General features: G+C 69.0%; 27 protein-coding genes, 1 tRNA gene and 1 pseudogene. 12 read left to right on the top strand and 17 right to left on the bottom strand.

Going from position 1 to position 23,767, the window contains the following annotated elements; all coding sequences use genetic code 11:
- Nucleotides 1-4: 4 nt before the first annotated feature.
- The 5 genes from tolR to HPY23_RS02245 all read right to left on the bottom strand — a co-directional run bounded on the left by tolR (nucleotide 5) and on the right by HPY23_RS02245 (nucleotide 3,077).
- Entirely contained in the window at nucleotides 5-481 is a 477-nt protein-coding gene (tolR, locus tag HPY23_RS02265) for a protein TolR (protein ID WP_060845850.1), read from the bottom strand.
- 94 nt (nucleotides 482-575) lie between these two features.
- The gene (locus tag HPY23_RS02260; RefSeq protein ID WP_091885514.1) at nucleotides 576-1,268 is read right to left on the bottom strand and encodes a MotA/TolQ/ExbB proton channel family protein; all 693 of its coding nucleotides are present in this window, start codon (nucleotides 1,266-1,268) and stop codon (nucleotides 576-578) included.
- Nucleotides 1,269-1,309: 41 nt separating this feature from the next.
- The gene (locus HPY23_RS02255; protein WP_244537555.1) at nucleotides 1,310-1,852 is read right to left on the bottom strand and encodes a Tat pathway signal protein; all 543 of its coding nucleotides are present in this window, start codon (nucleotides 1,850-1,852) and stop codon (nucleotides 1,310-1,312) included.
- Nucleotides 1,853-2,118: 266 nt separating this feature from the next.
- Nucleotides 2,119-2,628, bottom strand: coding sequence for a photosystem reaction center subunit H (locus HPY23_RS02250; RefSeq protein WP_175539929.1), 510 nt, complete (start codon nucleotides 2,626-2,628; stop codon nucleotides 2,119-2,121).
- 44 nt (nucleotides 2,629-2,672) lie between these two features.
- Nucleotides 2,673-3,077, bottom strand: a complete 405-nt coding sequence (locus HPY23_RS02245; protein WP_091885520.1) for a response regulator — start codon at nucleotides 3,075-3,077, stop codon at nucleotides 2,673-2,675.
- A gap of 324 nt (nucleotides 3,078-3,401) precedes the next feature.
- Between HPY23_RS02245 and HPY23_RS02240 the strand changes: the two genes are divergently transcribed.
- From HPY23_RS02240 to HPY23_RS02230, 3 genes are all read left to right on the top strand, one after another.
- The gene (locus HPY23_RS02240) at nucleotides 3,402-4,415 is read left to right on the top strand and encodes a WD40 repeat domain-containing protein (protein WP_091885522.1); all 1,014 of its coding nucleotides are present in this window, start codon (nucleotides 3,402-3,404) and stop codon (nucleotides 4,413-4,415) included.
- A gap of 5 nt (nucleotides 4,416-4,420) precedes the next feature.
- Entirely contained in the window at nucleotides 4,421-4,693 is a 273-nt protein-coding gene (locus HPY23_RS02235) for a hypothetical protein (protein WP_060845854.1), read from the top strand.
- A gap of 104 nt (nucleotides 4,694-4,797) precedes the next feature.
- Nucleotides 4,798-6,027, top strand: a complete 1,230-nt coding sequence (locus tag HPY23_RS02230) for a peptide ABC transporter permease (RefSeq protein ID WP_091885524.1) — start codon at nucleotides 4,798-4,800, stop codon at nucleotides 6,025-6,027.
- Here HPY23_RS02230 and HPY23_RS02225 read toward each other — a convergent pair.
- From HPY23_RS02225 to argB, 5 genes are all read right to left on the bottom strand, one after another.
- Nucleotides 5,951-6,313, bottom strand: coding sequence for a hypothetical protein (locus HPY23_RS02225; RefSeq protein WP_175539930.1), 363 nt, complete (start codon nucleotides 6,311-6,313; stop codon nucleotides 5,951-5,953). The two genes, HPY23_RS02230 and HPY23_RS02225, sit on opposite strands and share 77 nt — an antisense overlap.
- A 362-nt stretch (nucleotides 6,314-6,675) precedes the next feature.
- Complete coding sequence (locus tag HPY23_RS02220; protein ID WP_091885526.1) at nucleotides 6,676-7,098, bottom strand: metallopeptidase family protein; 423 nt, start codon at nucleotides 7,096-7,098, stop codon at nucleotides 6,676-6,678.
- Between the two features lie 20 nt (nucleotides 7,099-7,118).
- On the bottom strand, nucleotides 7,119-7,277 hold the full coding sequence (locus HPY23_RS02215; protein WP_167543887.1) for a hypothetical protein: 159 nt from the start codon (nucleotides 7,275-7,277) through the stop codon (nucleotides 7,119-7,121).
- Nucleotides 7,274-8,005 (bottom strand): pyrimidine 5'-nucleotidase, encoded by a 732-nt coding sequence (locus tag HPY23_RS02210; protein WP_060845858.1) that lies wholly within the window; start codon nucleotides 8,003-8,005, stop codon nucleotides 7,274-7,276. The genes HPY23_RS02215 and HPY23_RS02210 overlap by 4 nt, the downstream gene beginning before the upstream one ends.
- Nucleotides 8,006-8,140: 135 nt before the next feature.
- Entirely contained in the window at nucleotides 8,141-9,064 is a 924-nt protein-coding gene (gene argB, locus HPY23_RS02205) for an acetylglutamate kinase (protein WP_060845859.1), read from the bottom strand.
- 321 nt (nucleotides 9,065-9,385) lie between these two features.
- On the opposite strand from argB, the gene HPY23_RS02200 reads away from it, so the two are divergent.
- On the top strand, nucleotides 9,386-9,595 hold the full coding sequence (locus HPY23_RS02200; protein ID WP_060849203.1) for a hypothetical protein: 210 nt from the start codon (nucleotides 9,386-9,388) through the stop codon (nucleotides 9,593-9,595).
- Between the two features lie 16 nt (nucleotides 9,596-9,611).
- Here HPY23_RS02200 and HPY23_RS02195 read toward each other — a convergent pair whose 3' ends face one another.
- Nucleotides 9,612-10,388 (bottom strand): MOSC domain-containing protein, encoded by a 777-nt coding sequence (locus HPY23_RS02195; protein ID WP_091885529.1) that lies wholly within the window; start codon nucleotides 10,386-10,388, stop codon nucleotides 9,612-9,614.
- A 263-nt stretch (nucleotides 10,389-10,651) separates the two neighbouring features.
- Here HPY23_RS02195 and clpB point away from each other — a divergent pair, with 263 nt between their 5' ends.
- Nucleotides 10,652-13,291 carry an ATP-dependent chaperone ClpB gene (clpB, locus tag HPY23_RS02190; protein ID WP_091885531.1) on the top strand — a complete coding sequence of 880 codons (2,640 nt, stop codon included), beginning with the start codon at nucleotides 10,652-10,654 and terminating at the stop codon, nucleotides 13,289-13,291.
- A gap of 139 nt (nucleotides 13,292-13,430) precedes the next feature.
- Here the strand turns inward: clpB and HPY23_RS02185 are convergent, their stop codons facing one another.
- The 5 genes from HPY23_RS02185 to HPY23_RS02165 all read right to left on the bottom strand — a co-directional run bounded on the left by HPY23_RS02185 (nucleotide 13,431) and on the right by HPY23_RS02165 (nucleotide 17,716).
- Nucleotides 13,431-14,135 (bottom strand): haloacid dehalogenase type II, encoded by a 705-nt coding sequence (locus HPY23_RS02185; protein WP_091885534.1) that lies wholly within the window; start codon nucleotides 14,133-14,135, stop codon nucleotides 13,431-13,433.
- 608 nt (nucleotides 14,136-14,743) lie between these two features.
- Complete coding sequence (trpS, locus tag HPY23_RS02180; protein ID WP_060845863.1) at nucleotides 14,744-15,784, bottom strand: tryptophan--tRNA ligase; 1,041 nt, start codon at nucleotides 15,782-15,784, stop codon at nucleotides 14,744-14,746.
- 90 nt (nucleotides 15,785-15,874) lie between these two features.
- Nucleotides 15,875-16,639, bottom strand: a complete 765-nt coding sequence (locus tag HPY23_RS02175; RefSeq protein WP_091885537.1) for an endonuclease III domain-containing protein — start codon at nucleotides 16,637-16,639, stop codon at nucleotides 15,875-15,877.
- Nucleotides 16,640-16,695: 56 nt separating this feature from the next.
- Nucleotides 16,696-17,334 carry a septation protein A gene (locus tag HPY23_RS02170; protein WP_200601610.1) on the bottom strand — a complete coding sequence of 213 codons (639 nt, stop codon included), beginning with the start codon at nucleotides 17,332-17,334 and terminating at the stop codon, nucleotides 16,696-16,698.
- Between the two features lie 142 nt (nucleotides 17,335-17,476).
- Complete coding sequence (locus HPY23_RS02165) at nucleotides 17,477-17,716, bottom strand: hypothetical protein (RefSeq protein WP_091751115.1); 240 nt, start codon at nucleotides 17,714-17,716, stop codon at nucleotides 17,477-17,479.
- Between the two features lie 501 nt (nucleotides 17,717-18,217).
- On the opposite strand from HPY23_RS02165, the gene HPY23_RS02160 reads away from it, so the two are divergent.
- The 5 genes from HPY23_RS02160 to HPY23_RS02140 all read left to right on the top strand — a co-directional run bounded on the left by HPY23_RS02160 (nucleotide 18,218) and on the right by HPY23_RS02140 (nucleotide 21,234).
- Nucleotides 18,218-18,877, top strand: coding sequence for a metallophosphoesterase (locus HPY23_RS02160; RefSeq protein ID WP_091885543.1), 660 nt, complete (start codon nucleotides 18,218-18,220; stop codon nucleotides 18,875-18,877).
- 137 nt (nucleotides 18,878-19,014) lie between these two features.
- Nucleotides 19,015-19,089 (top strand) — tRNA-Thr (locus HPY23_RS02155).
- 327 nt (nucleotides 19,090-19,416) lie between these two features.
- Complete coding sequence (locus HPY23_RS02150) at nucleotides 19,417-19,635, top strand: hypothetical protein (protein WP_091885546.1); 219 nt, start codon at nucleotides 19,417-19,419, stop codon at nucleotides 19,633-19,635.
- Nucleotides 19,632-20,087: a hypothetical protein gene (locus HPY23_RS02145; RefSeq protein ID WP_175539931.1), complete on the top strand. Its 456-nt coding sequence runs from the start codon at nucleotides 19,632-19,634 to the stop codon at nucleotides 20,085-20,087. The genes HPY23_RS02150 and HPY23_RS02145 overlap by 4 nt, the downstream gene beginning before the upstream one ends.
- A 151-nt stretch (nucleotides 20,088-20,238) precedes the next feature.
- On the top strand, nucleotides 20,239-21,234 hold the full coding sequence (locus tag HPY23_RS02140) for a glycosyltransferase family 61 protein (protein ID WP_091885549.1): 996 nt from the start codon (nucleotides 20,239-20,241) through the stop codon (nucleotides 21,232-21,234).
- Between the two features lie 156 nt (nucleotides 21,235-21,390).
- Here HPY23_RS02140 and HPY23_RS02135 read toward each other — a convergent pair.
- Nucleotides 21,391-21,854, bottom strand: a pseudogene (locus HPY23_RS02135) (LexA family protein).
- A 109-nt stretch (nucleotides 21,855-21,963) separates the two neighbouring features.
- On the opposite strand from HPY23_RS02135, the gene HPY23_RS02130 reads away from it, so the two are divergent.
- Both HPY23_RS02130 and HPY23_RS02125 read left to right on the top strand, forming a co-directional pair.
- Complete coding sequence (locus HPY23_RS02130; RefSeq protein ID WP_091885551.1) at nucleotides 21,964-22,218, top strand: hypothetical protein; 255 nt, start codon at nucleotides 21,964-21,966, stop codon at nucleotides 22,216-22,218.
- Between the two features lie 545 nt (nucleotides 22,219-22,763).
- On the top strand, nucleotides 22,764-23,504 hold the full coding sequence (locus tag HPY23_RS02125) for a Hint domain-containing protein (RefSeq protein WP_236012558.1): 741 nt from the start codon (nucleotides 22,764-22,766) through the stop codon (nucleotides 23,502-23,504).
- Nucleotides 23,505-23,767: the final 263 nt, after the last annotated feature.

Here is a 23,767-nt window from a genome sequence, read left to right as displayed (position 1 = left end):
CGGATCAGCGCGGGGCCGCCGGGGCCGGCGCGGCGGCGGCAGCCCCGCCCGACGGCGCGTTGGCGATCAGCGAGACCTTGGCGAAGCCGGCCTGGCCGACGAGGCCCATGACTTCCATCACCTTGCCGTAGGGCACGTCCTTGTCGCCGCGCACCAGCACGGTCTGGCCCGGGTCCTCGGCGGCCGCCTGCTTGAGGCGCGCGAGCGCGGTGTCGGCCGGTAGCGCCTCCTTGGCCAGGAAGGCCTGGCCGTCCTTGTCGACCGAGACGACGACGGGCTTCTTCGATTCGGCGCTCTTGGCCGCCGCGGTCTTCGGCAGTTGCACCGGCACGCCGACGGTCATGAGCGGCGCGGCGACCATGAAGATGATCAGGAGCACCAGCATCACGTCGACCATCGGGGTGACGTTGATCTCGGACATCGGCGCGGCGTCGAAGCCATCCTCGTCGCCGGCGCCGCCCTGCACAGGTCCCATACCCATCTGGCGGGCCTCTCCCGGAGCCTGCCGCGACGGGGCAGGCGAAGTCGTGAAACCAAGGGGCGCGGGGGATTTCCCGCGCCGGCTCGCGCCGCGCCTACTCGGCGGCGGCGCTGCGGGCGTGGTGGCCGCGGTCCCGGGCCAGCCGGTTGCCGAGGATGCCGATGCCGGAGACGAACGAGGCCTGCACCTTGGCGAGGTCAGTCGAGAACTTGTTGTAGGCGAGCACCGCGGGGATCGCGACCACGAGGCCGATCGCGGTGGCGAACAGCGCCTCGGCGATGCCCGGGGCCACCACCGCGAGGCTGGTGTCCTGGCTCTTCGCGATCGACGAGAAGGAGTTCATGATGCCCCAGACGGTGCCGAACAGGCCGATGAACGGCGCCGCCGAGCCGGCGCTGGCCAGGAACGGCAGGCCGATCTGCAGCCGCTTCAGGTCGAGGGTGAGCACGGCCCGCATGGCGCGCTCGATGCGCTCGCGCCGCTCGGCCCGGGTCTCGCTGGCGTCCTGGTCGCGCCAGGCCTCCTGGGCGGCGCCGACCACGCGGGCGGGGATGCCCGAGCGCGCCTCCGGCATGCCGCCGCTGGCGACGAGGCGGGCGAAGGCCTTGGCCTGGCGGCGGGCACCGGCGATGCGCACCACCTTCTCGATGATGATCGTCCAGGAGACCACGGAGGCGAGGACCAGGAGGATCATCACCCCCTTCACGATCGGGTCGGCCTGCAGGAAGAGGCCGAGGAAGGAGAAGTCGTGGCCGGCGGGCGCGGCGGGCGCGGTGGTCGGATCCATCTCGGCGGGCTCCGGAAGAAGGGAGGAGGGGGAAGCGGCGGTCAGCGCACGAACGGTGCGGCGCCCTTGGCGGAGGACGGCTCGATGCGATCGAGGCAGGCTTCGCGGGTCAGGTCGTGACCCGTGGCCTCCTTGCCCTCGCAGGCGGCCACGTCGTTGAGCAGCACCCGGCCGACCTGCGGGCAGGGGGTGGGGGCGATCTCGAACTGGCGGAGCGCCGTCTTGCGGGCCGGCACCGGGCCGAGCTCGACCATGCTGCGCTTCTGCACCACGCCGTCGGTGTCGAAGGCGTAGAGATCGAGGCGCAGCGACTTGATCGCGCCGCCCTTGCCGTTCTCGACGATCATCACCGCTTTGCAGGCCTCGCCGGCGGTCTCGAGCTTGTTCAGTTCGACGCGTAGCGGCGCGCCGGCGCCGGCCGGGGTGACGGCCGCCTGGGTCACGGCCGCGGGGGCCGCAGAAGGGGCTTCGGTCGCGGCGGCGGGGTGGGCCGTCGCGGCGGCGAGCAGCACCAGCGACGGCACGAGGCGAAAGGCCAGGCCGGGGGAACGGCCCCGGCGGCGCGGCAACCCTTGCGTCAGCACGTCTCGAACTCCTCTGGACGGCGAACACGAACGGGCCGTCCCTGCGCGCACCGTCTGCCCGGGCGGGCGACGGTGCGACGCCGCTCGCGGCTCCCGCTCCGGTTCGTCGGACAAGGCCGGTTCCGGCCCGGGAAAGCCCCGGACCGCCGACACGACCGAACTAGCGAGGTGGCCGGGCAGGATCAAGGCCGCCGCAGAAACTCAGAGGAATTCCAATCTGTTACAGGGACCCGGGATAATTCGGCAATTCGATTGCCGGCCGGCCTCTACTTCTTCGTCGGCTCGGCGGCGGTCTCCGGGGACTTGGCCGGCGTCTTGGGCTCCGCCGGCTTGCTCTCGGAGTTCTTGCTCTCGGGCTCCTTGCCGTCCTGCACCTTCGGCTTGCGAGCCTCCTCGACGGCCTCGGCCTTCTCCTCGTCGGTGTCGCCGCCCTGGTCGATCGCCCGCTCGGGGTTGGCGATCAGCCCGCGCAGGACCGTCAGGACCCGGGCGCAGACCTCCGGGTGCTTGTAGGTGTCGAGCACCACCGCGGCATCGCGCAGGGTACGCAGGTCGCGCACGGCCTGCTTGTTCGCGGACTTCTTCAGTTCGGTCGACTTGGCGATCACGTCCTCGAGCCGCAGGCCGACGATGTCGCAGGTCGCACTCGGCGCTGCCGCTGCCGCCGTCGGGGCGGGGGTCGCGTCCTTGGGCGTGGCGTCCTTGGCACCCGCGGTCAGGGCCTGGACGGCGAGGAGGCCGGCCAGAAGCCCGGTCATGACGAAGGGCGCGCGCATCTGTGTCTGTCTCCAGAAGGGATGGAACGGGTTTTCGGGTCGGGTCAGTGCCCGAGGATCCGGTTGGCGAGGGCCACGATCTGGCTCGGGCGGTAGGGCTTGGGGACGAAGACCGAGCCGGTGACGGCCTCGCCCGCCGGCAGGGCGTGGCGGCCGCCCGAGGTATAGACGACCGGCAGGCGCGGGCAGTGGCGCCTGGCGTCGCGGGCGAGTGCGACCCCGTTGGTGTTGCGGGCGAGGTCGATGTCGGTGAACAGCATGTCGACCCGCTCGGCCTGCAGGATGCGCTCCGCCTCGACCGCGTCGGCGGCGGTCAGCACGCGATAGCCCTCGTCCGCCAGGGCCTCGGCGGCGATCTCGCAGACCATCGCCTCGTCCTCGACCACCAGCACCGTCTCCCAGGAGAGGGCGGTGGGCGGCACCATCGCCGCGTAGGCAAACTGGATCATGACGCAACTCGCTTCCCGGGAGGGTAGGGGCCGCCGGCTCGCCCGAGGTGCGGTCCGGCGACGGTTCGAGGGAAGAACCGCCGGAACCGCAGCCGTGTTCGGGGTGGATCCATCGAATTGACGGGGTTTGGTGAGCGAAGCCTTAACCCTGCGGGACGGCCGGTTAATGCCCGCGGGAACCGGCCCCGCCCGCGCAATCGAACCCCCGTGCCCCCCCCGCGCACCCTTGCGCGATGCCCTCCCGTGTGAGAGGCCCGCCCCTCCGGGTTCGGGAGAATCGGCCCCTCCCGCCCGGGCGACGCCCCAGAGGTTCAGAGACGAGCGATGAGCGCCTCCGCTTCCCCCTCCCTCACCCAGCAGGTCACCGACGTGGCGGCCGGCGCCCACGTCATCGCGGCGCACTGGCTCGGCCGGACCCTCGCCCTGTCCCTCGGCGACGGGACGGTGCTGCTCGTCCATGAGGGCGGCGAGACCGCGCGGGTCGAGGCCCATCCCGAGGCCGGGATCCTGGTGTCGGCCGGCGACGGCAAGCGCCTCGTCACCGGGGGCGACGACGGCCGGGTCGTCGCGATCAAGGCCGGCGGCACGGCCGAGCCGGTCGCGACCGCGCAGGGTGCCGCCTGGATCGACGCCTTGGCCCTGCATCCCGACGGTGGGGTCGCGTTCGCGGCGGGCAAGCGCGTCGTCGCCCGCGATGCCAAGGGCCGGGAAAAGGTGTTCGAGGCGCCCTCGACCGCCCGCGGACTCGCCTTCGCGCCCAAGGGATACCGGCTCGCGGTGTCGCATTACGGCGGGGCGACGCTGTGGTACCCCAACCTCGACACCCCGCCCGAGCCCCTGACCTGGAAGGGCTCGCACATCGACGTCACCTGGTCGACGGACGGGCGCTTCGTCATCACCACCATGCAGGAGAACGCCCTGCACGGCTGGCGCCTCCAGCCCGACCGCGGCCACATGCGGATGACCGGCTACCCCGCCAAGGTGCGCTCCTATGCCTGGTCCTCGGACGGGGACTGGCTGGCGACGAGCGGCGCCGAGGCCGTGATCGTGTGGCCGTTCGATTCCAAGGAAGGCCCGACCGGCAAGGCGCCGCGGGAATGCGGCGTGCGCCCGGCCCGGGTCTCGCGGGTGGCCTTCCACCCGAAGTCCCCGGTCCTCGCCGCGGGCTACGAGGACGGCTGCGTGCTGCTGATCCGCTTCACCGACGCCTCCGAGCTCCTGGTGCGCCCGGCGGTGCGGGGCAGCGCCGTGACGGCCCTGAGCTGGCACGCGGGGGGCGAGCACCTCGCCTTCGGTTGCGCCGACGGGCAGGCCGGCCTCCTCAGCCTGCCGCGCTAGGGGCCATGGGCCTCCTCGGCGCCTTTCGCCGACGCCCGGGACCGGACGCCGCCGCGCGGGCCCGGGTCGCGGCGGCCGCCCGCCGGCTCGGCGGCTTCGGCCCCGAGGTGAGCCTGACGGTGAGCGAGATCGTCTGCGCCGATCCGGCCTGCCCGGGCACCGAGACGGTGATCCTGGTGATGCTGCCGGGCGCCCGCTCGCGCGCCTGCAAGATCGGGAAGCCCCTGGAGGCGGTCACGGACGAGGACGTGGCGACGGCGCTCCGGCCGCCCGGCTGAGGCGCGCCCGCCTCAGTGTTGCGCTCCATCTACAGCGCACGAGCCGCCCTCTCGACTAGGAGGGGAGAACGGCGCCCGCCGGGCCGCCAGCCGGAAAAGCCGCCATGCCGCGCGCGACGACGCACACCACCGATCCCGCCGTCGATGCGGCGGCGCTGCTGCGACGCCTCGCCTTCTTCGGCCTGACCGTGGTGATCCCGGTCACCGCCCTGGTGTCGCGGCGCTCGGTGGTGATCCTGGCACCGATCGGCATCGCGCTCCTGATCGTCGCGGCCTTCCTCGACGGAGCCCAGCGCCCGCTGGCCGCCGGGCTGGCGCGCCTGGGCGGCGCCAGGGCGATCCTGGCCGGCGTCCTCCTGCTCGGCTGGTGCGCGCTCTCGCTGGTCTGGACGCCGTTTCCCGGCCCGGCGAGCGAGCGCCTGCTCAACCTCGCCGCTACTGTGGGGCTGACGGTGGCGGGCTACCTTGCGCTGCCCGACCGGATGCGCTCGGCCAACCTCTACCTCCTGCCGCTCGGCGTCGGTGCGGCGGCGATCGGGGCGATTCTCCTCGGTTTGTCCAGCGGCACCGCCGTGAGGAGCGCGCTCGAGGACGACGGCGCCCTCGAGCGCGGCGCGATGCTGCTCGCCCTGCTGGTCTGGCCCGCCGCCGCCTGGCTGCGTTCGCGCCGGCGCGACATGCAGGCCCTCGGCCTCGCCCTGGCGGTCGCGGTCGCCCTGGTGATTTCTCCCGGTCCCGTGCCGCTGCTCGCCCTCGCGGTCGGGGCCGCGGCCTTCGCGCTGGCGACCTGGCGCCAGGGGCTCGGGGTGCGGGTCACAGCGGGCGTGGCCGCGGGCCTCGTCGCGCTGGCGCCGCTGCTGCCCTTCCTGCTGCGGCCGCTGCTCACGCCGGTGCTCGGGCCGCTCCATCCGACGATCCTGTCGCTGAAGGCCTGGCAGCGGGTGGTGACGACCGAGCCGCTGCGCCTGATCACCGGCCACGGCCTCGAGACGGCCCTGCGCGGCAAGGTGATCGGCATGCTGCCGATCAACGCCCCGGCCTCGCTGCTTTTCGAGATCTGGTACGAACTCGGAATCGTCGGCGCCTTCGCGGCGGCCTTCGTGCTATGGAACGGCATCCGCCATTCCGGCCGCGAGCACCCGGTGCTGACACCGGGCGCGATGGCGACCGCCGCCACCGCCTTCGCCTCCGCCTGCCTCGGCATCGGCACCACGGCGAGCTGGTGGTTCACCAGCGTGACCGTGGTGGTGCTGGTGTTCATCGCCGTGGAGCGCGGGCAGTTCCGCACCAGCCGCCCGAAGGCGAGCGCCCTGCCGCCGCGCGGCGCGGCGTAGCCTCAGGCGCCCGCGCCGCCCGGCACGGGGACCGGGCACTCCGGTCGGCGAGCCAGGCCCGTGCCGCGTCGAGGGTCGGGAAGGCCGGCGGGCGCGGCTCGCCGGAGGTCGGCCCGAACCCGGCCTCCAGGAACCAGTGCCGGCCGACGCCGAGTTCGCCGTGCAACTCGGGATCGAGCAACGTCAGGACGCCGATCAGGCGCCCGTCGCGATAGGCCAGGCGGCCCTCGCTGTCACTGCTGCCGGTGTCGATGCGGATGGGGTCGAAGATGATGCGGCTGGACATGTCGGGGATCGCGGTGACGACCGGATCGCCGGTCCGTCCTCGCCGATAGGGGAGGCCCCCGCTCGCCGGCAATCGCCTCGCCGTTATACTGCCCTGGGGCATGATCGAGCCGACAGGACGCTGTTCCGGATCTGAAACGATCGCCGGACCAAGGGCTTGGGCCGGCGCAGACGCGCGATCTAACGGCGCTTCATCCTAGAACGTTAGAACTAGTGCCTTCCGGCGCGGAGGCGGTCGGCCTAAGCAGACTTTGCGTTGGCAAGCCAACGCTTCGCCCGCTCAGGCTCTTGTTCCGTCGCAGATTTTCGGCGCCGAACCGGTCACCACTTCGGCGAAATCTGCTCAGCTCGCGCCCGGCGAGATCACGCCTCGGCCGCCGCCTCGATCGCCGCCATGTCGTCGTCGGACAGGCCGACATGGTGGCCGATCTCGTGCACCAGCACATGGGTTACGAGATGGTCCAGGGTCTCGTCGTGCTCGGCCCAGTAGTCGAGGAGGGGCCGGCGGTAGAGCCAGACCATGTTGGGAAATTGCCCGGTGGCGAGATGGAGGGCGCCGCCGCCCTGGGCCAGGCCGGTGCCGCGAAACAGGCCGAGGAGGTCGAACTCGCTCTCGCAGCCCATCTCCTGCAGGGTCTCGTCGTCGGGAAAATCCTCGACGCGGATCACCACGCCGTCGCATAGCGCCCGGAACCCCTCCGGCAGGCGCGCGAAGGCCGCATCGGCCAGGGCCTCGATGGCGGTGAGGTCGGGGGCCTTGCGTCCGCTCCAGTCGGTCTGAGGCATCTCGTCTCCGGGCACGGGTCTCACCACAGCTGCAATTGTCGGCCGAGCAGGAAGGCGAGCCCTGCGAGCGCGATGCCGCCGAGCCCGCGGCCGATGCGCCGGCCCCAGATCTCAACTGGGTCGTCGGCGTCCGGCCCGCGACCGTGCGGGTCCCGCCCGGGGCGCTCCTGCGGGCTCACGCCGCCAGCGCCGGGGCGACCCGATCGGTCAGGAAGCCCGCGAGGTCGTTGGTGATGTGGTCGATATGGGGCGCGCGCACCGCCTCCTGCTCGAAGCTCTCGCGGAACGGGTCGATGGTGCGGGGCACCACCAGCACCGTCGCCATGCCGAGGTCGTGCGGAACGACGAGGTTCTTGGCCATGTCCTCGAACAGGGCCGAGCGCGTCGGGTCGACCCCGTGGCGGTCGAGGAATTTCTCGTACGCGCTGCGCTCGGGCTTGGGCACGAAGTCGGCTGCCGCGATGTCGAACACGTCCTCGAAATGGTCGAGGATGCCGAGCTTCTTCGCGACGTTCTCGGCGTGCCGGCGCGAGCCGTTGGTGAGGATCAGCTTGCGGCCGGGCAGGCTCTCGATCGCCAGGCCGAGGCCCGGGTCGAGGGCGATGCTCGAATGGTCGATGTCGTGGGCGAAGTCGAGGAAGTCGTACGGGTCGATCTTCCACTCGGCCATCAGAGCGCGCAAAGTCGTGCCGTAGCGGTGATAGAAGTATTTCTGCAGGGCACGGGCCGAGATCCCGTCGAGGCCGAACAAGTTCATCACGTAAAGCGTGATGCGCTCGTCGACCTGCGGCCAGACCCGGGCGTCGTGGGGATAGAGCGTGTTGTCGAGGTCGAACACCCAGGTATCGACCCCGGAGAAGCCACGGGCCTCGGGCGCGGTGAGGTGGCTCTCGCCTGGCAGCAGCAAGGGACGATCCGGCGACGGGGGCCCCACGGCCCCGGGCGCCTAGATTAAGCGAGGCGGGGCGGAAGGGAAGACGAAAGAAGGCTCCGACGGACCGGGCGGCCGCGAGGGGCGGCCGCCCGGTCGTCCGATGGCGTGTCAGGACCGGCGGATCAGGGTGCCGGCGCCGTAATCGGTGAACAGCTCGAGCAGCACCGCGTGCGGCACCTTGCCGTCGAGGATGACCACCGCTTCGACGCCCTGCTCCAGCGCGTAGATGCAGGTCTCGATCTTCGGGATCATGCCGGCCGTGATGGTTCCGTCGGCGATGAGCCGGCGGCAATCCTCGATCGACAGTTCCGGGATCAGCTTCTTGTTCTTGTCGAGCACGCCCGGCACGTCGGTCAGCAGCAGCAGGCGCTTGGCCCGCATCGCCCCGGCGATCGCCCCCGCGAAGGTGTCGGCGTTGACGTTGTAGGTCTGGTTGTCGGCGCCGACCGCCACCGGGGCGAGGACCGGGATCAGCTCGGCCTTCAGCACCGCGTCGAGCACCGTGCGGTCGACGTGCTCGGGCTCGCCGACGAGGCCGAGATCGACGTGGCGCTCGATGTGCGAATCCGGGTCGGTCACCGTGCGGGCGGCGCGGCGCGCCCGCACCATGTTGCCGTCCTTGCCGCACAGGCCGATCGCCTTGCCGCCCTCGGCCGAGATCCAGCCGACGATCTGCTTGTTGATCGAGCCGGCCAGGACCATCTCGACCACCTCGACGGTGGCCTCGTCGGTGACGCGCAGGCCCTCGCGGAACTCGGACTTGATGCCGAGCCGGTCGAGCATGCGGCCGATCTGCGGCCCGCCGCCATGGACCACCACGGGCTTGAGGCCCGACTGCTCGAGAAGCACGATGTCCTCGGCAAAATCCTCCGCGGCGGCGCGGTCGCCCATGGCGTGGCCGCCATACTTGATGACGACCACCTCCTCGTCGTAGCGCTGCATGTGCGGCAGCGCCTGCACCAGGACCTCGGCCCGCACGTGCACGTTGGGCAGCTGGACGTCGGGCTGCTTGTCCGCTCCGGAATCGCTCATCGCGGCGGGTTTCCTCTCGCTAGGTCGGGCCGCGGCGCGGAAGGCGGGCGCGCGGCCGGGGCAAGGTTCGGCCGCGGCACGCGGCCGGGACGGCGCGGGTTTCTACGCATCATCGCGCGGCCTGTCACACCGAAATCGCGCGGTCGCGCGCTTCCGGGCGACGGGCATGCCCCGCAGGGGATCGCCGGCATCCGGCGGGGGTTCTGGCGGGCCCACGTGACGGTTCGATGACGGTGGCCGACCCCGGTTCGAGTCGGTTGCATTTTACGGGAAATTTACCACGTCCGGCACAATCTGGGGACGGTTTCACGGATGCCGACGATGCGCCCCGCCGATCTCCTCCTGCCGCGCCCCGCCCTCACCAACCCGGCGCTGCTCGCCGCCACGGTGAACTCGCTGAGCGACCGCGCCGCGAACCGCCAGGACCTCTGGCGCCTGCTTACCGACAGCTACACGGTCGACCTCGACGCCGTCGCCGCGGTGCTGCCGCGCCGGGAGCCGGAGCCGGCCTGGTTGCCGGCCAAGCGCTGAGCCGGACGTCGGACCGTCAGCCCGCCACCCGCAGCACGTCCCCGGGCCGCACCTCCCCGCCCGACACCACCTCGGCGTAGATCCCGCAATCGGCATGGCCGAGGTGCTTCTGCAGCGCTTCCGGGATCGCGAGGTCGCGCTCGCCCGTGACGGGGTCGACGTTGGTGGCGGCGCAGCGCACGATGCGCTTCGTCACCTTCAGGCGCAGGCCCGCATCGGTCGCGAGTTCCGACCCGACGAGGTCGAGCTCGGCGAAGGCCGGCAGCCCGGTGACGTGCAGGTTGCCGCGAAAGCGCAGGGGATCGACCGGCGCCCCGACCATGTCCTCGACCGCCGCCACGCTCGCCAGGTTGATGAGCGAGACGTATCCGCTGCGCGAATCGGTGAAGCGATAACCCTCCGGCGCCGCCAGGACCTTCGGCGGGCCGCGCAACTCCTTCGGCAGGAAGCGGCGAAAGAACGCCTCGATGGCGAACCGGCCCTCCCGCGTGGCAAGGTCGCCCCGCGCCGCCTCCCGGTTGCCCTCGCGGATCGTCAGCACGCCGGTGGCGTCGTCGTAGGACGTCTGCAGCCGGGCCAGGGCCTCGTTGCGCATCAGCATCAGGTACTTGATCTTCGGCTGGTGCACCGGGGCGGCGGGGTCGAAGCCGCTCGGGCCGTTCTCGACCGCGAACAGCCGGTCGCCCGGGAAATAGTTGCCGGCCGTGAGGGCCGCCGCCGTCAGCGGCTCGGGCGAAAGACCCTTCACCGGATAGCGGTGGAGGGCGGCGACGGTGAGGGCAGGGCTGCTCATGGCTCCTGCCTAGCGCGATTGGCCGGCGCAGGGAATCGGGCCCGGCCCGCGCCGTTGCAGCCATCCGCGCACCGCATATCCCGCAACCGTGAAATCGGCCGGCCGCCCCTTGTGTTACCGATATGTCACACCACATGGGGTGGGCCGGCAGCTTCCTGGAAGGGCCGGCGCCCGGCGCGCGACGACCGCGCGAGGGCGAACCCTTCGGTCCCACCGATGCCTCGTCACGAGGGCGGGAGGATCGGCCAAGGAGGAGCGCATTCATGAACTTCGAAAAATACACCGAGCGGGCGCGGGGCTTCGTGCAGTCGGCCCAGTCGCTGGCCCTGCGCGAGGGCCATCCGCAGCTGTCGCCCGCCCACGTCCTGAAGGTGCTGCTCGACGATCCCGAGGGCCTGTGCGCAGGCCTGATCGACCGCGCCGGCGGCCAGTCGCGCGTGGCGCTCGCCCAGACCGAGGCGTGGCTTTCCAAGCAGCCGAAGGTCTCGGGCGGCGCCTCGCAGCCGCAGGCGACCCGCGAGCTGATGCGCCTGTTCGACACCGCGGAAAAGGCCGCCGAGAAGGCGGGCGATTCCTACGTCACCGTGGAGCGCCTGCTGCTGGCGCTGGCGGTCGAGAAGGATATGGATGCGGGCAAGATCCTGGCCCAGGCCGGCGTCACCGCGGCCTCGCTCAACGGCGCCATCAATGCGCTCCGCAAGGGCCGCACCGCCGACAACGCGACGGCCGAGAACGCCTACGACGCGCTGAAGAAGTATGCCCGCGACCTCACCGAGGCGGCCCGCGACGGCAAGCTCGACCCGGTGATCGGCCGCGACGAGGAGATCCGCCGCACCATCCAGGTGCTGTCGCGGCGCACCAAGAACAATCCCGTCCTCATCGGCGAGCCCGGCGTCGGCAAGACCGCCATCGTCGAGGGTCTGGCGCTTCGCATCGTCAACGGCGACGTGCCGGAATCGCTTCGCGACAAGCAGCTCCTCGCCCTCGACATGGGCGCCTTGATCGCCGGCGCGAAGTATCGCGGCGAGTTCGAGGAGCGGCTGAAGGGCGTGCTCTCCGAGGTCACCGCCGCGGACGGCCAGATCATCCTGTTCATCGACGAGATGCACACGCTCGTCGGTGCCGGCAAGGCGGATGGGGCGATGGACGCTTCGAACCTGCTCAAGCCCGCGCTCGCCCGCGGCGAGCTGCACTGCGTCGGCGCGACCACGCTCGACGAGTACCGCAAGCACGTCGAGAAGGATGCGGCGCTCGCCCGCCGCTTCCAGCCGGTCTTCGTCTCGGAGCCGACGGTCGAGGACACGGTCTCGATCCTGCGCGGCATCAAGGAGAAGTACGAGCAGCACCACAAGGTCCGGATCCAGGATTCGGCGCTGGTGGCGGCCGCGACCCTGTCGAACCGCTACATCACCGACCGCTTCCTGCCCGACAAGGCGATCGACCTCGTCGACGAGGCGGCTTCGCGCCTGCGCATGCAGGTCGATTCGAAGCCCGAGGAGCTCGACAACATCGATCGTGAGATCGTGCGCCTGAAGATCGAGGGCGAGGCTCTCAAGAAGGAGACCGATTCCGCCTCCCGCGACCGCCTGCAGCGGCTGGAGAAGGAGCTCGGCGACCTCGAGGAGCAGTCGGCCTCGATCACGGCACGCTGGAAGGCCGAGAAGGACAAGCTCGGCCGGGCGGCCGAGTTGAAGACGAAGCTCGACGCGGCGCGGAACGACCTCGCAGCGGCGCAGCGCCAGGGCCAGTACCAGAAGGCGGGCGAGCTCGCCTACGGCATCATCCCGGGGCTGGAGCGGGAACTCGCCGAGATCGAGGCTCGGGGTGCCGAAGGCTCGCGCGGCAACGGGTCCGGGATGATGGAGGAGGCGGTGACGCCGAGCCATGTCGCCGGGGTCGTCTCGCGCTGGACCGGCGTGCCGGTCGACAAGATGCTGGAGGGCGAGCGCGAGAAGCTGCTCGGGATGGAGGCTGCGCTCGGAAAGCGCGTCGTCGGCCAGACCGAGGCGGTGGTGGCGGTGGCGACCGCCGTGCGGCGCGCCCGCGCCGGCTTGCAGGACCCGCACCGGCCGATCGGCTCGTTCATGTTCCTCGGCCCCACCGGCGTCGGCAAGACCGAGCTGACCAAGGCGCTCGCCGGCTTCCTGTTCGACGACGACACGGCGCTGGTGCGCATCGACATGTCCGAGTACATGGAGAAGCACGCGGTGGCCCGTCTGATCGGCGCGCCTCCGGGCTATGTCGGCTACGAGGAGGGCGGCGCGCTGACCGAGGCCGTGCGGCGCCGGCCCTACCAGGTCGTGCTGTTCGACGAGGTCGAGAAGGCGCATCCGGACGTGTTCAACGTCCTGCTGCAGGTCCTCGACGACGGCCGGCTCACCGACGGGCAGGGGCGGACGGTCGATTTCCGCAACACGCTGATCGTCATGACGTCGAATCTCGGCTCCGAGTACCTCGTCAACCAGCCGGAGGGCCAGGATACCGACGTGGTGCGCGACGACGTGATGAACGTGGTCCGCTCGCACTTCCGGCCCGAATTCCTGAACCGGGTCGACGAGATCATCCTCTTCCACCGCCTGCAGCGGCAGGAGATGGGGGCGATCGTCGACATCCAGCTCGGGCGCCTGGCCAAGCTCTTGGAGGATCGCAAGATCACCCTCGACATCGAGCCCGACGCCCGCGCCTGGCTCGCCGACAAGGGCTACGACTCGGCCTACGGCGCGCGCCCGCTGAAGCGCGTGATCCAGAAGGCGGTGCAGGATCCGCTCGCCGAGCAGATCCTCGCCGGCCGGGTTCACGACGGCGAGACGGTGCCGGTGCGCCTCGGCCCCGCCGGCCTGTTCATCGGCGACCAGTCGGTGTCGCCGGACGAGCGCCGGCCGGCCCATGCCCTGCTGAACTGACGACCGTGGGGCCCGCTTCCCCGGAGGAGGCGGGCCCTTTCTCTACGCAGGATGCCGTGTCGTCGATTGACCGATTTTACCCCACTCTCGACCTCATCCTGAGGTGAGTGGGTAGGATGCCGGTTGTCATGTCCAGTTCTCAGCAGCCGAGCTGCCTCGCCAGATCCGCCAAATCCGATGCCGCAACATCCACCGGCACCAGGGGCGCCGGCTCGCCGGTGCCCGGGCCGCTCTCGTCGGGCCGTGCGACATGGGCGGTGGCAAGGCCGCAGGCCGCCGCTGCCGCGAGATCCGAGGAGTGGGCCGCCACCATCATCACCTCGCCGGGCTGCAGCCGCAAAGCCTCGACGGCACGGAGATAGACGGCGGGCTTCGGCTTGTAGTCCTGAGCGAACTCGGCTCCGAGCACCGCGTCCCAAGGCAGCCGGTTGCGGCGGGCCTGCGCGATGGCGAGCCGGACATGCGCATTGGAGCAGGGCGCCAGCAGGTATCGTTCGCGAAGCCGCGCCAGCGCGTCGGGCACCTCCGGCCAGGCATCGAGCCGATGCCAGGCGAGCACCAGCTCGTGGTGCACCTCCGACGGTACCGTCTCGGCGAGGTGCAGGCCGGCGAGCACGCCCTCCAGGCTCTCGGCATGCAGGGTGTCGAGGTCGGCGTAGCTCCGGGCGCCCTGGCGGATCGGCTCCATGCCGGGCTGGTAGCGGTCGCGCCAGGCCCGGGCGAAGGCGGCGCCGTCGAGGTCGGGCCGGAAGGGCGCGAGGAGCCGCACGGCCTCCCGGGCGACGCCGCCGTGCCAGTCGAGGAGGGTGCCGAACACGTCGAAGATGAGGGCCTGGATGGCCATGCGGATCGCCTCCCGGTGTTTGATCGTCGCTCCGGGTTATCGGCTCCATGGCCCGCGCTTCAAGGCCGCCCCCCGCGATGCATCACCTTCGGGTGAGCGAGGCCGGACGGCCACCGGGATCGGGACGTCGTTTACCTCCCGTTAACGACGCCCGAAGAGCATGCCCGGCATGTCGAGCCGCCGCAAATCACCCCCGCCTTCCGAGCATCGCGATGCTCCTCGGAACACCATTCTGAGGGACGAGATCGAACATCTGAGACAAAGGTCGCGCGCTCGTCCCACCCTCATCGAGGAATGGGCGCAGGATGTGCAGCGAGATGATTCGGCCGAGCGGGCCGTGACACGGCTTGCACGGCTAAAAGCCAGCGGCAAGATGTAGATTGGACTTTGCGCGCCCACACGCGGACGGCGAAGTTCCGCGCGCTCGTTCCCGTATCGGAATGAAGGACCGGATCCGGCTCGGGCTAGGGCCGGATGGGCATATCATGAACCGTCGAATACTGGACGGTTCATCGCCCTGTTCAATCTGATACTGGACGATGATCGCGCCCGTGCTCCGGCTAGACCGGCATGGGAACTGCCGGGAGCCGGTGCGCCGCCGCGACCGCTCAGCGCCGGCGCACGAAGCCGACGATGTCCTTCACGGCGGCGATGTTCGGCGCGGCGATCGCCTCGGCCCGGGCGGCGCCGTCGGCCAGCACCGCATCGATGTGACCCGGATCGGCGACGAGGCGCTTCATCTCGGCGCCGATCGGCCCGAGCTTGGCCACCGCGAGGTCGACGAGCGCCCCCTTGAAGGCCGAGAACTGGGCGCCGCCATATTCGCGCAGCACGTCCTCGCGGCTCACGTCGTTGAGCGCGGCGAAGATGCCCACGAGGTTGTCGGCCTCCGGCCGTTTCTCGAGACCGGCGGTCTCGGAAGGGAGGGGCTCAGCGTCGGTCTTGGCCTTGCGCACCTTCGTGGCGATGCCGTCCGAATCGTCGGTCAGGTTGATGCGCGAATAGTCGGACGGGTCCGACTTCGACATCTTCTTGGTGCCGTCGCGCAAGCTCATCACCCGGGCGGCCGGCCCGCCGATCAGCGGCTCGGTGATCGGAAAGAACGCCTCGCCGTGGCCCTGCTGTTGAATCGCGCCCGCGAAGTCGTTGTTGAACTTCTGGGCGATGTCGCGGGTCAGCTCGAGGTGCTGCTTCTGGTCCTCGCCGACGGGAACGTGGGTGGCGCGGTAGGCCAGGATGTCGGCCGCCATCAGCACGGGATAGTCGTAGAGCCCGATGCTGGCGTTCTCCCGGTCCTTGCCGGCCTTCTCCTTGAACTGCGTCATGCGGTTGAGCCAGCCGAGGCGGGCGACGCAGTTGAAGATCCAGGCGAGTTCGGCGTGCTGCGGCACCTGGCTCTGGTTGAACACCACCGAGCGGGCGGGATCGATGCCGGCGGCCAGGAACGCCGCGGTGACCTCGCGGATCTGGCGCGTCAGCTCGGCCGGGTCCTGCCACACGGTGATCGCGTGCAGGTCGACGACGCAGTACAGGCAGTCGAACTGCGCCTGCATGGCGACGAAGCGCTTGATGGCGCCGAGATAGTTGCCGAGGTGCAGGTTTCCGGTCGGCTGGACGCCGGAGAAGACCAGTTCCTTGAACGCGGGCATCGTGAGTTCGTCGTCCCCTGGCCGAGGGCTGTCACAGTCCCGCGGGCGCGGCGTTCTGGACCGTTCCGGGAGGGGGGTCAAGCACGCCGATCAGGGGTGCAGCGCGACCGCGCCGTCCGGCCTGCGGGCCTTCGTCCGGGCCTGGCCGGTGGGGCAGAGATCGAGCACGGCGCAAGACCCGCAGGCCGGGTTGCGGTGGAAGCAGCAGCGCTGCCCGTGCAGCATCAGGATCTCGTGGTTGTCGTAGAGCGTCTGCGCGTCCCAGTCCGCCGGCAGCTGCGCCCGCAGGATGGCATGGGAGGGGCCGACATCGACCTTGGGGCCGATCAGCCCGGTGCGCTGCGCCACCCGGTGATGGTGGCTGTCGACCGGGAGCGCGGGCATCCGCAACGCGCTGAACGACAGGACCGCCGCGCTGGTCTTCGGCCCGACGCCGGGAATCGCCTCGAGCCAGGCTCGCGCCTCGGCGACCGGCATCTCGCGCAAGAAACCGAGATCGAGGCTCCCGGCCCGCGCCTGCACCGCGCGCAAGACCGCCTGGATCCGCGGCGCCTTCAGCTCGGGCCAGGTGACGCCCGAGATCAGCGCCTGGACCTCCGCGGTCGGCGCGGCGATCAGCGAGTCCCAGTCGTTGAAACGCGCCCGGAGCGCCTTGAAGGCGCGGCCGGAATCGGCGTTGCGGGTACGGTGCGACAGGAGCGAGGAGATCAGCTCGCTCACCGGGTCGAGATCGTGGAAATAGGGGATCGGGCAGCCATAGACCCCGCACAGGCGGCGGTGGATGGCCAGTGCTTTCTCGGTCAAGGCCTTGTCGGTCACGGCCTTCTCCGGCGGGTCGGCAGGTGCGGGGCTCATGACGGGATGAATCGCCGAAGTCCCGCACCCGTTCCGGCTGCGGCACCGCGCCCCGCTCAAGCTTGATCCGACGTCGCCCCGCCTGTCGTGGTCCCGTCCTTCTTGCGCTCGTAGCGCAGCAAGAGCGGCGTCTGCGCCAGCGCGAAGGCGATCGTGAGCGGCATGATGCCGAACACCTTGAAGCTGACCCAGAAATCCGTTGTCTGGGTGCGGCACACCACCTCGTTCACGGCCGCCAGGAAGAAGAAGAACAGCCCCCAGCGGAAGGTGAGCTTGCGCCAGCCCTCCTGGGTGAGATCGAACACGCTGTCGAGCACGAGCGCCAGCAGCGGCCGGCCGAAGGCGAGGCCGCCGAGCAGTACCGCGCCGAACAGGCTGTTCACGATGGTGGGCTTGAGCTTGATGAACACCTCGTCGCGCAGGAGCAGCGTCAGGCCGCCGAACACCACCACCACGACGCCGGAGACCAGCGGCATGATCGGCAGCCGCCGCACCCAGACGTAATGCACCGCGAGCGCCACCAGGGTCGCGACGATGAACAGCCCGGTCGCCACGAACAGGCGCTGGTCGGCGGCAAAGCCGAATTTTTCCGCATAGGCGTTGCCGAAGAAGAAGACCCCGAGGGGCCCGAGTTCCAGGGCGAGCTTGGCGAGAGGCGGCAGGTGGGCCTGGGGCGGGACAGCTTCGATGGGCATGGGGCGGGGGCGACGCTCCTGTCTCGCGCGCGGGCGGCCGGGATCCCGTGCAGGTGGGTCCGCACGGTGCCGCACGCAACGGGAGGCGAGGCCATAGACCGGCGCGGCCGCGCCGGCCATCCCCCGCACCCGCGACGCACCGTCAGGGCGTGACGCTGTCGGGGCGGAGCGCCGCGGTGCGGCGGCGCTCGCAGGCGACCTTCAGGTAGGTCTCCTGCCCGCGCAGGAAGCCGCTGCGCGCCGCCAGGGTCTCGCCCTGCATCAGGCAGGCGATCGGCGTCGGCGCGGGGGCGACCGCCACGTCCACGGCCGTCTCGCGCGAGCAATCCGGGGCCGCCAGGGTGCTGACGCAGACCAGCGCCACGGTCAGGAACTCCGCCATGCCACCTCCACCGGCCGCCTCATGCCATCGGGACGGGCGGGGGTCCGGGCCGGAGGGACGCGCGCCGTCCCGGCAGATCAGCGATTCGCGTGCCAGGATCTGACAGAGCGCGAGAACTGCGACCTCGTGTTGCAGCGCAGCATCACGCCGACGGATCTGGGCAGACCGTGACACCGGCCGGCGCGGCCCCGGCGGTGCCGCAGCATGGGTCGCGACCCGCATGCCTAACACCGCCCGGGACCTTCGTTTCACCCTCGGGCATAGATCGCTCGACCGATCTTTCGATTCCTTGCGTTAGCGCTGAAGATCACGGGATGCGGGACCGCAGTGTTCGGTACTCGACCGTTCGCATGTTGACTTGTTCGGCTGTCGACGACTCGGGAACGTCGAGTGTCCCGATCTTTGTTCCAGTCGTCCCATCCCGGCGCCGGTGCATCGACAATCGCGGTGCCCTGACGCCTGGATCCTTCTCCGCCACCCCCACGGTCCCGACAGCGCTCCATGGATGAGTTGACCTACGCCATCGGCGACATCCACGGCTGCGCGGGCGCGCTGGAAAGCCTCCTCGCCCTGATCGTGGCCCATGCCGCGGGCCGGTACCGCCGGCTGGTCTTCCTCGGCGACTACATCGACAAGGGCCCAGAGAGCGCCCGCGCCGTCGCGATCGTCCGCGAAACCCAGGAGCGGACCCCCGAGGCGGTAACGTGCCTGATGGGCAACCGGGAACACGCGCTGCTGCGGGCGATGCGCGACCCGCGCCGGGCCGCGGCCTGGATCGCGACCGGGGGCGACCGGACCCTCGCCTCCTACGGCGTCGCGACGGTTGCGGACCTGCCGGCGACGGAGATGGACTGGATCGCCGGGTTGCGGACCGTCCACGAGGACCGCCTGCGCTACTACGTCCATGCCGGCTTCCGGCCCGGACGGCCCGGGATCGATCCGAGCGTGCGGGCCCGCCTGTGGATCCGCGAGCCGTTCCTGTCGGTCGACTACGATTTCGGCAAGCACGTCGTCCACGGGCACACGCCCTGCTACGAGGGCGTGCCACGCCGCCACCCCTACCGCACCAACCTGGACACGGCACCCCTACGGACGGGCCGCCTGACCGCGGCGGTCTTCGACCAGGCGAGCCCCGGCCCGATCGCGTTCCTGCAATCCTAACCCACGTCCTGCGGCCACGCCGGCCCCGGATTTTGCGCCTTGACGACGGACCGGCCAGGGGCTCTATAGACCCGCCTGTCGCGCGCGCCTCGCGCTCGGGCATGAAGAGTTTGCAAATCAACGGCTTGCAGGCTCTCGCCGGTGTAGCACAGCGGTAGTGCAGCGGTTTTGTAAACCGAAGGTCGGGAGTTCGATCCTCTCCACCGGCACCATCTAAACCACTGGAAAATCGATAGATTAGGCCCATCAGAAGCGTCAATATACGCATCTGAGACCCTATCGCGACGGCACGAAATCCGGCGCATTCTGTTCCGCGGACGTTCCGCTCTCCCTTCGAGGGAGGGCCAAGTCGGCCCCGAGGCGTAAAATCGGGGCCGCACAAAACACGGCACAGCACGGCACCCATTCCCGACACCGTCCTCACCTGATCCCGCGGCCTCGCCAGCCTCTCCCCGGGCGTCGTCTCGTCCCGCGGGCTGCGGTTCGACGAGTGGCGTGAGACCCATCGGCTGTGCGGCGAGTTCGTCGAGCGCTGGGGGATGCAGGTGCACGCGGCCGGTTGGGACACGCTGCGGCTGTTCGGGGTCCACCCGGAGCTCGGCACGATCCGCGGGGGCTACAGCGGGATCCTCGTGACGCTTTCGGTCGACGTGCACGAGGTGACGGCCGAGTGGATCAAGCTCGGGAGGTGGACCGCCTACCGGCACGAGCCCGTGAAGAGGCCGGGGACGGTGCCGATCTGGGAGGCGAAGCAGTGACCGGCGGCGACGCCTACAAGCAGAAGCTCCTCACCGACGACGCGCTCGACGCGGCGATCTCGGCCTATCTGGCGGATCCGTCCAAGCCGGTCCTAGTCGAGGTCGGGAAGGACGGCATCGACGTCGCCGCGGCCGTCATGGCGCACGCCTACGCGGTCGAGGTGCTGGCGCGGGAGGGCGCGACGGAGCCGCAGAAGCGGAACGCGGTCAAGACGGCGGTCCTGCTGGCGCCAGTGGGCTCGTTCGCGCGGATCTACAAGACCCACCCTAACAGGCGGAAGGGGGACGAGTGGGTCTGGTGCCTGACCTATCCGGCCGTGAAGGGGCTGCGGAAACATGGTCGGGCCGCGACGAAAACAAAGCCGGCCGCGCCGGCCTCGACGCCGCGCCGCACTGCGCTGGCAAGTCGAGCGCGGGCAACCGCTGCTGCTCTGGCGGTTTTGCTCGTGTGAGGAGAGGCTGGTAGAACCCGCGTCGCCTATCGGGCGCGAGCCGCTGCGCATCGTCGTCAGTCACGACTTGCCGCACCGGACAAGTTGCGCATAAACGGCAAAATGCTCCGGGCCGGAGTCCGGGTGCAGCAGCGGATCGCGAGGAGCATTCATGCCATTTCGATTTGTCGGATATGACCAGATACCTGACCTTGCGGGATGTGTTACTTTTGAGGAAGTAGAGATAAAACCTTACAGTTATAGTTATGCTACACCGCGGGAACATGAGCCAAATTATTTATTTAGGGGGTGTCTCTACGATAATGAGGGTCGCCTTATCAGAAATTCGCAGCGCTGGTCTGCACGAGCAGCGTACATTCCAACTGATCCCGAGCACATTGTCTTCGATGAAAATGCAGATTTCATCCCTGGACGCTCCCTCTATCTTGGTATCTACCATGACGTTTTCGGCCATTTTATCTTAGAAAGCATATGCAATTCCTGGGCTCTGAAATCAATTAGCTCAGAATTTGATAATTTTATTTTTCATGCTTGGAGAAGCGAATTCACAGATACGAGTTGGGATATTGCCAAGGGGAGTTATGAAGCGATGGGGATTGATTTATCACGAGTAAAGATTATTTCGACGCGGCCCGCGATTATCGAAAACTGCTGGGTGCCGTCCGGCCTCTATAAAATCAACCACTGTTGTCATTTGCTAATGAATTCTGTCTATAATAATATCATAAATTATGCAAATTCAATTAATCGCCCCATTGATACCCCCGACAAAATTTATTTGAGTCGCAAATATCAAGGTAGGCACGCGATCAACGAGGAAACCCTAGAAGAAATTTTTCGAGCAGAGGGATACAATATCATATATCCTGAACAATATAGATTCATTGATCAAGTGCGGTTGGCCTCAAATGCATCCACGATCGCCGGATGCGACGGATCTAACATGCACCTTGCCTGTTTTGCAAATAAAAAAACTACGGTATATAATATTGATTGCCGTATAGTAATCAATCAGTATGTAATTGAATCACTAAGAGAACTGGATGCGCACCATGTCTGGTGCCTACAGAAGCCGATCGATGATCTGAGATGGCAGGCCGACGAGCAAGCCGTTTTAGAAAATCTGCGCTATCTAGCAGATCGGTGAGTCTACATGAGACACAGGCCGGATCTTCCAGGCCGTTCCGCCTACCTCGCTCTCACCTCCGCCCTGCGGCGGGCGGCGCGCCGGCGAGCTTCGGGTCGAACACGCGCTCGCAGGAGCAGTAGAAGGAGTTTCCGTCGATGAGCGCGATCGCCCGGCTCATCGCACGAGGCTCGCGCGGGACTTCACGTGGTGCCAGCGCACCGAGAACAGCAGCACGCCCCAGAGCAGACCTTCCTCCAGATCCTCCAGGGCGAAGTCCTCGTCCATCTCCGGGTTGTCGAACGTCAGGGACAGCCGGTTGCCGGTCATCACCAGGCGCTTGAGGCTCATCTCGCCGTTGACCACAGCAACCACCACCGCGCCGGAGGCGGGCCGCAGCGACCGGTCCACGATCGCTAGGTCTTCGTCGTGGATGCCGGCGCCCTTCATGCACCAGCCGCGCACGCGCCAGATGAAGGTGGCAGGCGGGTTGAGCACGAGCCAGCGCGGAAGCTCGAGCGCCCCTTCGATGAAGTCCTCGGCGGGGCTCGGGAACCCGGCGCAGAGCGTCGGGAGCTGAACGGGATCCGCACGAGCCCGCCTTCGTCCGCCGCCTCCGCACCGACCCGATAGAGACTCACGTGCGCCCTCCGTGTTAGAACGGAAAGAGAACAAACAGGCCGGAGGTTCCCGGTCAAGGCCGAGCTTCGCGCCTGTGCGGAGTGGGGACGACGGGTTCAGGAGATCGTGATGGGCATGCGGACGACGTTCATGGTGCAGACGTTCGAGATCCACCGGAAGCGGCTGCGGCCGGGCAACCGGGACGTGGCGCCGACGGAGAACGGGGCGCTCAAGCGGGCAGAGGCCATCGCCGGCCGGATGCCGGGCGCGGCGGCGCTGCGGATCGTGGCGGATGACGAGACGGGCGAGCTTGAGAGCGCGACGATCCTCGGCCAATTCGGGGAGGTGCCGGATGACTTCGCGGAGCAGGTGAGCGGCGGGTGACCCTCGCCGTCGGCCAGTGCGTGCCGTGGATGGACGGGCGGGCCCCGGAGAACACGAGACTCGCCGCTCCACCCGTGGGTGTATCCATGGCGCCACAGATTGAGGTTTTCCGACTTTTTCACGGGTCCTCGTTTCGCGCACCGGACTAAGATAATTGACCTAAGCCCCGAGTCTCGCCAGGAGGAGTTGAATGACGCTCGCGGTTTCGCGCAGGGCGGGATCAGGGAGGAAAATCGATGGCGGCCGGTATTGGGAGCAACCCCTTTTTCCAGTATCAATATTTTAATGCCGCGAATGTGGCATCGGTTGGGGCTTTGTCCTACTCTACCAATGGCTCTGGATCGGCGTCTTTTACTCCGCTTGCATCCAAATACGGCACTTACTCGCGATACGCATTAAACAATTCAGGGCAAGATGGTCGTTATCTATACGGGGTCAATGCAGACGGATCGAATACATTTATTGATATTTTATCTATACCATCGACGGTCGTCGGCGTCCAGCGCATCGGGATAACGCAACTGGACACCCCCGACCTTTTTCTATTGCAAAGCCTAAGTGGTGACACCGTCGCCTTCTCGAACAACCCCATCGCCCCGGGTAGCTCGGTTACGTTCACGCCGCAGCAGGGCGATTACCAAGCTCCGGTCTGCTTCACCACCGGCACGCTGATCCGCACGGATCGCGGCGACGTCGCAGTCGAGGATCTGCGCGTCGGCGACCGGGCGGTCACCGCCTCGGGTGCCCTGCGACCGGTGATCTGGATCGGCCACCGCACCCTCGACGGCGCTACCACGAGCCTGCCCCACGACCAGCAGCCGGTCCGCATCCGCGCCGGCGCCTTCGGCGGCGGGCTGCCCACCCGCGACCTGCGTCTCTCGCCCGGCCACCCGGTCCTGGTCGGTGCCGACGCGAACGGCGCGGGCGGCCACCTCGTGCCGGTGATGTGCCTGATCAACGGCACCACCATCGCGCGCGAGCCGGTCTCGTCGGTGACCTACTGGCACGTCGAGCTCGACGCTCACGACATCCTGCTGGCCGAGGGCCTGGCGGCCGAGAGCTACCTCGACTGGGGCGACCGGCCGTTCTTCACGGAGGGCTCCGACCACGCGCTGCACAACCCGGACTTCGTGGTGCCGGGTCTCGCCGCGCGCTGCCGGCCGGTGGCGGTCGAAGGTCCCGTGATCGACGCCGAGCGGGTTCGCCTGTCGGGTGTGTTCTCAGCCGCGCTCGGCGCGGCCTGCGCCTGGGACGAGGCCGAGCGCTTCGCCTGGATCGCCGCGTAGGCCCAGAGACAAGAAAGCCCCGCTCGGCGGCTGCCGGCGGGGCTGAAGGCGGGGTCTCGGGTCTGGAAATCCGGTGAGATAACCGCTCGACGGTAGGGCGGGTTCCCGCCGGTCAGTCGTGGCCGTGATGGCGCACCTGCTCCCGGTCGATGCTGCGCAGCAGTTCGGTCTGTGCCGTCAGCTGGTCTCGTGAAACTCGCCCGCATTCCGCGATCCGGTCCAGTCGCTCGACCTGCTGCCGGCCGATCTCCCGCAGGTCCCGC

Source organism: Methylobacterium ajmalii (genome assembly GCF_016613415.1).
GTDB classification, from domain to species: domain Bacteria; phylum Pseudomonadota; class Alphaproteobacteria; order Rhizobiales; family Beijerinckiaceae; genus Methylobacterium; species Methylobacterium ajmalii.
This window is presented reverse-complemented; position numbering and strand designations above follow the sequence as displayed.

Coding starts and splice junctions, on each gene's coding strand:
- HPY23_RS02250 (WP_175539929.1), bottom strand. CDS start 2,628: ATGCGCGCGCCCTTCGTCATGACCGGGCTTCTGGCCGGCCTCCTCGCC.
- HPY23_RS02140 (WP_091885549.1), top strand. CDS start 20,239: ATGCCATTTCGATTTGTCGGATATGACCAGATACCTGACCTTGCGGGA.
- HPY23_RS02240 (WP_091885522.1), top strand. CDS start 3,402: ATGAGCGCCTCCGCTTCCCCCTCCCTCACCCAGCAGGTCACCGACGTG.
- HPY23_RS02195 (WP_091885529.1), bottom strand. CDS start 10,388: ATGAGCAGCCCTGCCCTCACCGTCGCCGCCCTCCACCGCTATCCGGTG.
- HPY23_RS02185 (WP_091885534.1), bottom strand. CDS start 14,135: ATGGCCATCCAGGCCCTCATCTTCGACGTGTTCGGCACCCTCCTCGAC.
- HPY23_RS02235 (WP_060845854.1), top strand. CDS start 4,421: ATGGGCCTCCTCGGCGCCTTTCGCCGACGCCCGGGACCGGACGCCGCC.
- HPY23_RS02150 (WP_091885546.1), top strand. CDS start 19,417: ATGCAGGTGCACGCGGCCGGTTGGGACACGCTGCGGCTGTTCGGGGTC.
- argB (WP_060845859.1), bottom strand. CDS start 9,064: ATGAGCGATTCCGGAGCGGACAAGCAGCCCGACGTCCAGCTGCCCAAC.
- HPY23_RS02230 (WP_091885524.1), top strand. CDS start 4,798: ATGCCGCGCGCGACGACGCACACCACCGATCCCGCCGTCGATGCGGCG.
- HPY23_RS02260 (WP_091885514.1), bottom strand. CDS start 1,268: ATGGATCCGACCACCGCGCCCGCCGCGCCCGCCGGCCACGACTTCTCC.
- HPY23_RS02175 (WP_091885537.1), bottom strand. CDS start 16,639: ATGAGCCCCGCACCTGCCGACCCGCCGGAGAAGGCCGTGACCGACAAG.
- clpB (WP_091885531.1), top strand. CDS start 10,652: ATGAACTTCGAAAAATACACCGAGCGGGCGCGGGGCTTCGTGCAGTCG.
- HPY23_RS02220 (WP_091885526.1), bottom strand. CDS start 7,098: ATGCCTCAGACCGACTGGAGCGGACGCAAGGCCCCCGACCTCACCGCC.
- HPY23_RS02130 (WP_091885551.1), top strand. CDS start 21,964: ATGGGCATGCGGACGACGTTCATGGTGCAGACGTTCGAGATCCACCGG.
- HPY23_RS02165 (WP_091751115.1), bottom strand. CDS start 17,716: ATGGCGGAGTTCCTGACCGTGGCGCTGGTCTGCGTCAGCACCCTGGCG.
- trpS (WP_060845863.1), bottom strand. CDS start 15,784: ATGCCCGCGTTCAAGGAACTGGTCTTCTCCGGCGTCCAGCCGACCGGA.
- HPY23_RS02200 (WP_060849203.1), top strand. CDS start 9,386: ATGCGCCCCGCCGATCTCCTCCTGCCGCGCCCCGCCCTCACCAACCCG.
- HPY23_RS02170 (WP_200601610.1), bottom strand. CDS start 17,334: ATGCCCATCGAAGCTGTCCCGCCCCAGGCCCACCTGCCGCCTCTCGCC.
- HPY23_RS02245 (WP_091885520.1), bottom strand. CDS start 3,077: ATGATCCAGTTTGCCTACGCGGCGATGGTGCCGCCCACCGCCCTCTCC.
- HPY23_RS02160 (WP_091885543.1), top strand. CDS start 18,218: ATGGATGAGTTGACCTACGCCATCGGCGACATCCACGGCTGCGCGGGC.
- HPY23_RS02225 (WP_175539930.1), bottom strand. CDS start 6,313: ATGTCCAGCCGCATCATCTTCGACCCCATCCGCATCGACACCGGCAGC.
- tolR (WP_060845850.1), bottom strand. CDS start 481: ATGGGTATGGGACCTGTGCAGGGCGGCGCCGGCGACGAGGATGGCTTC.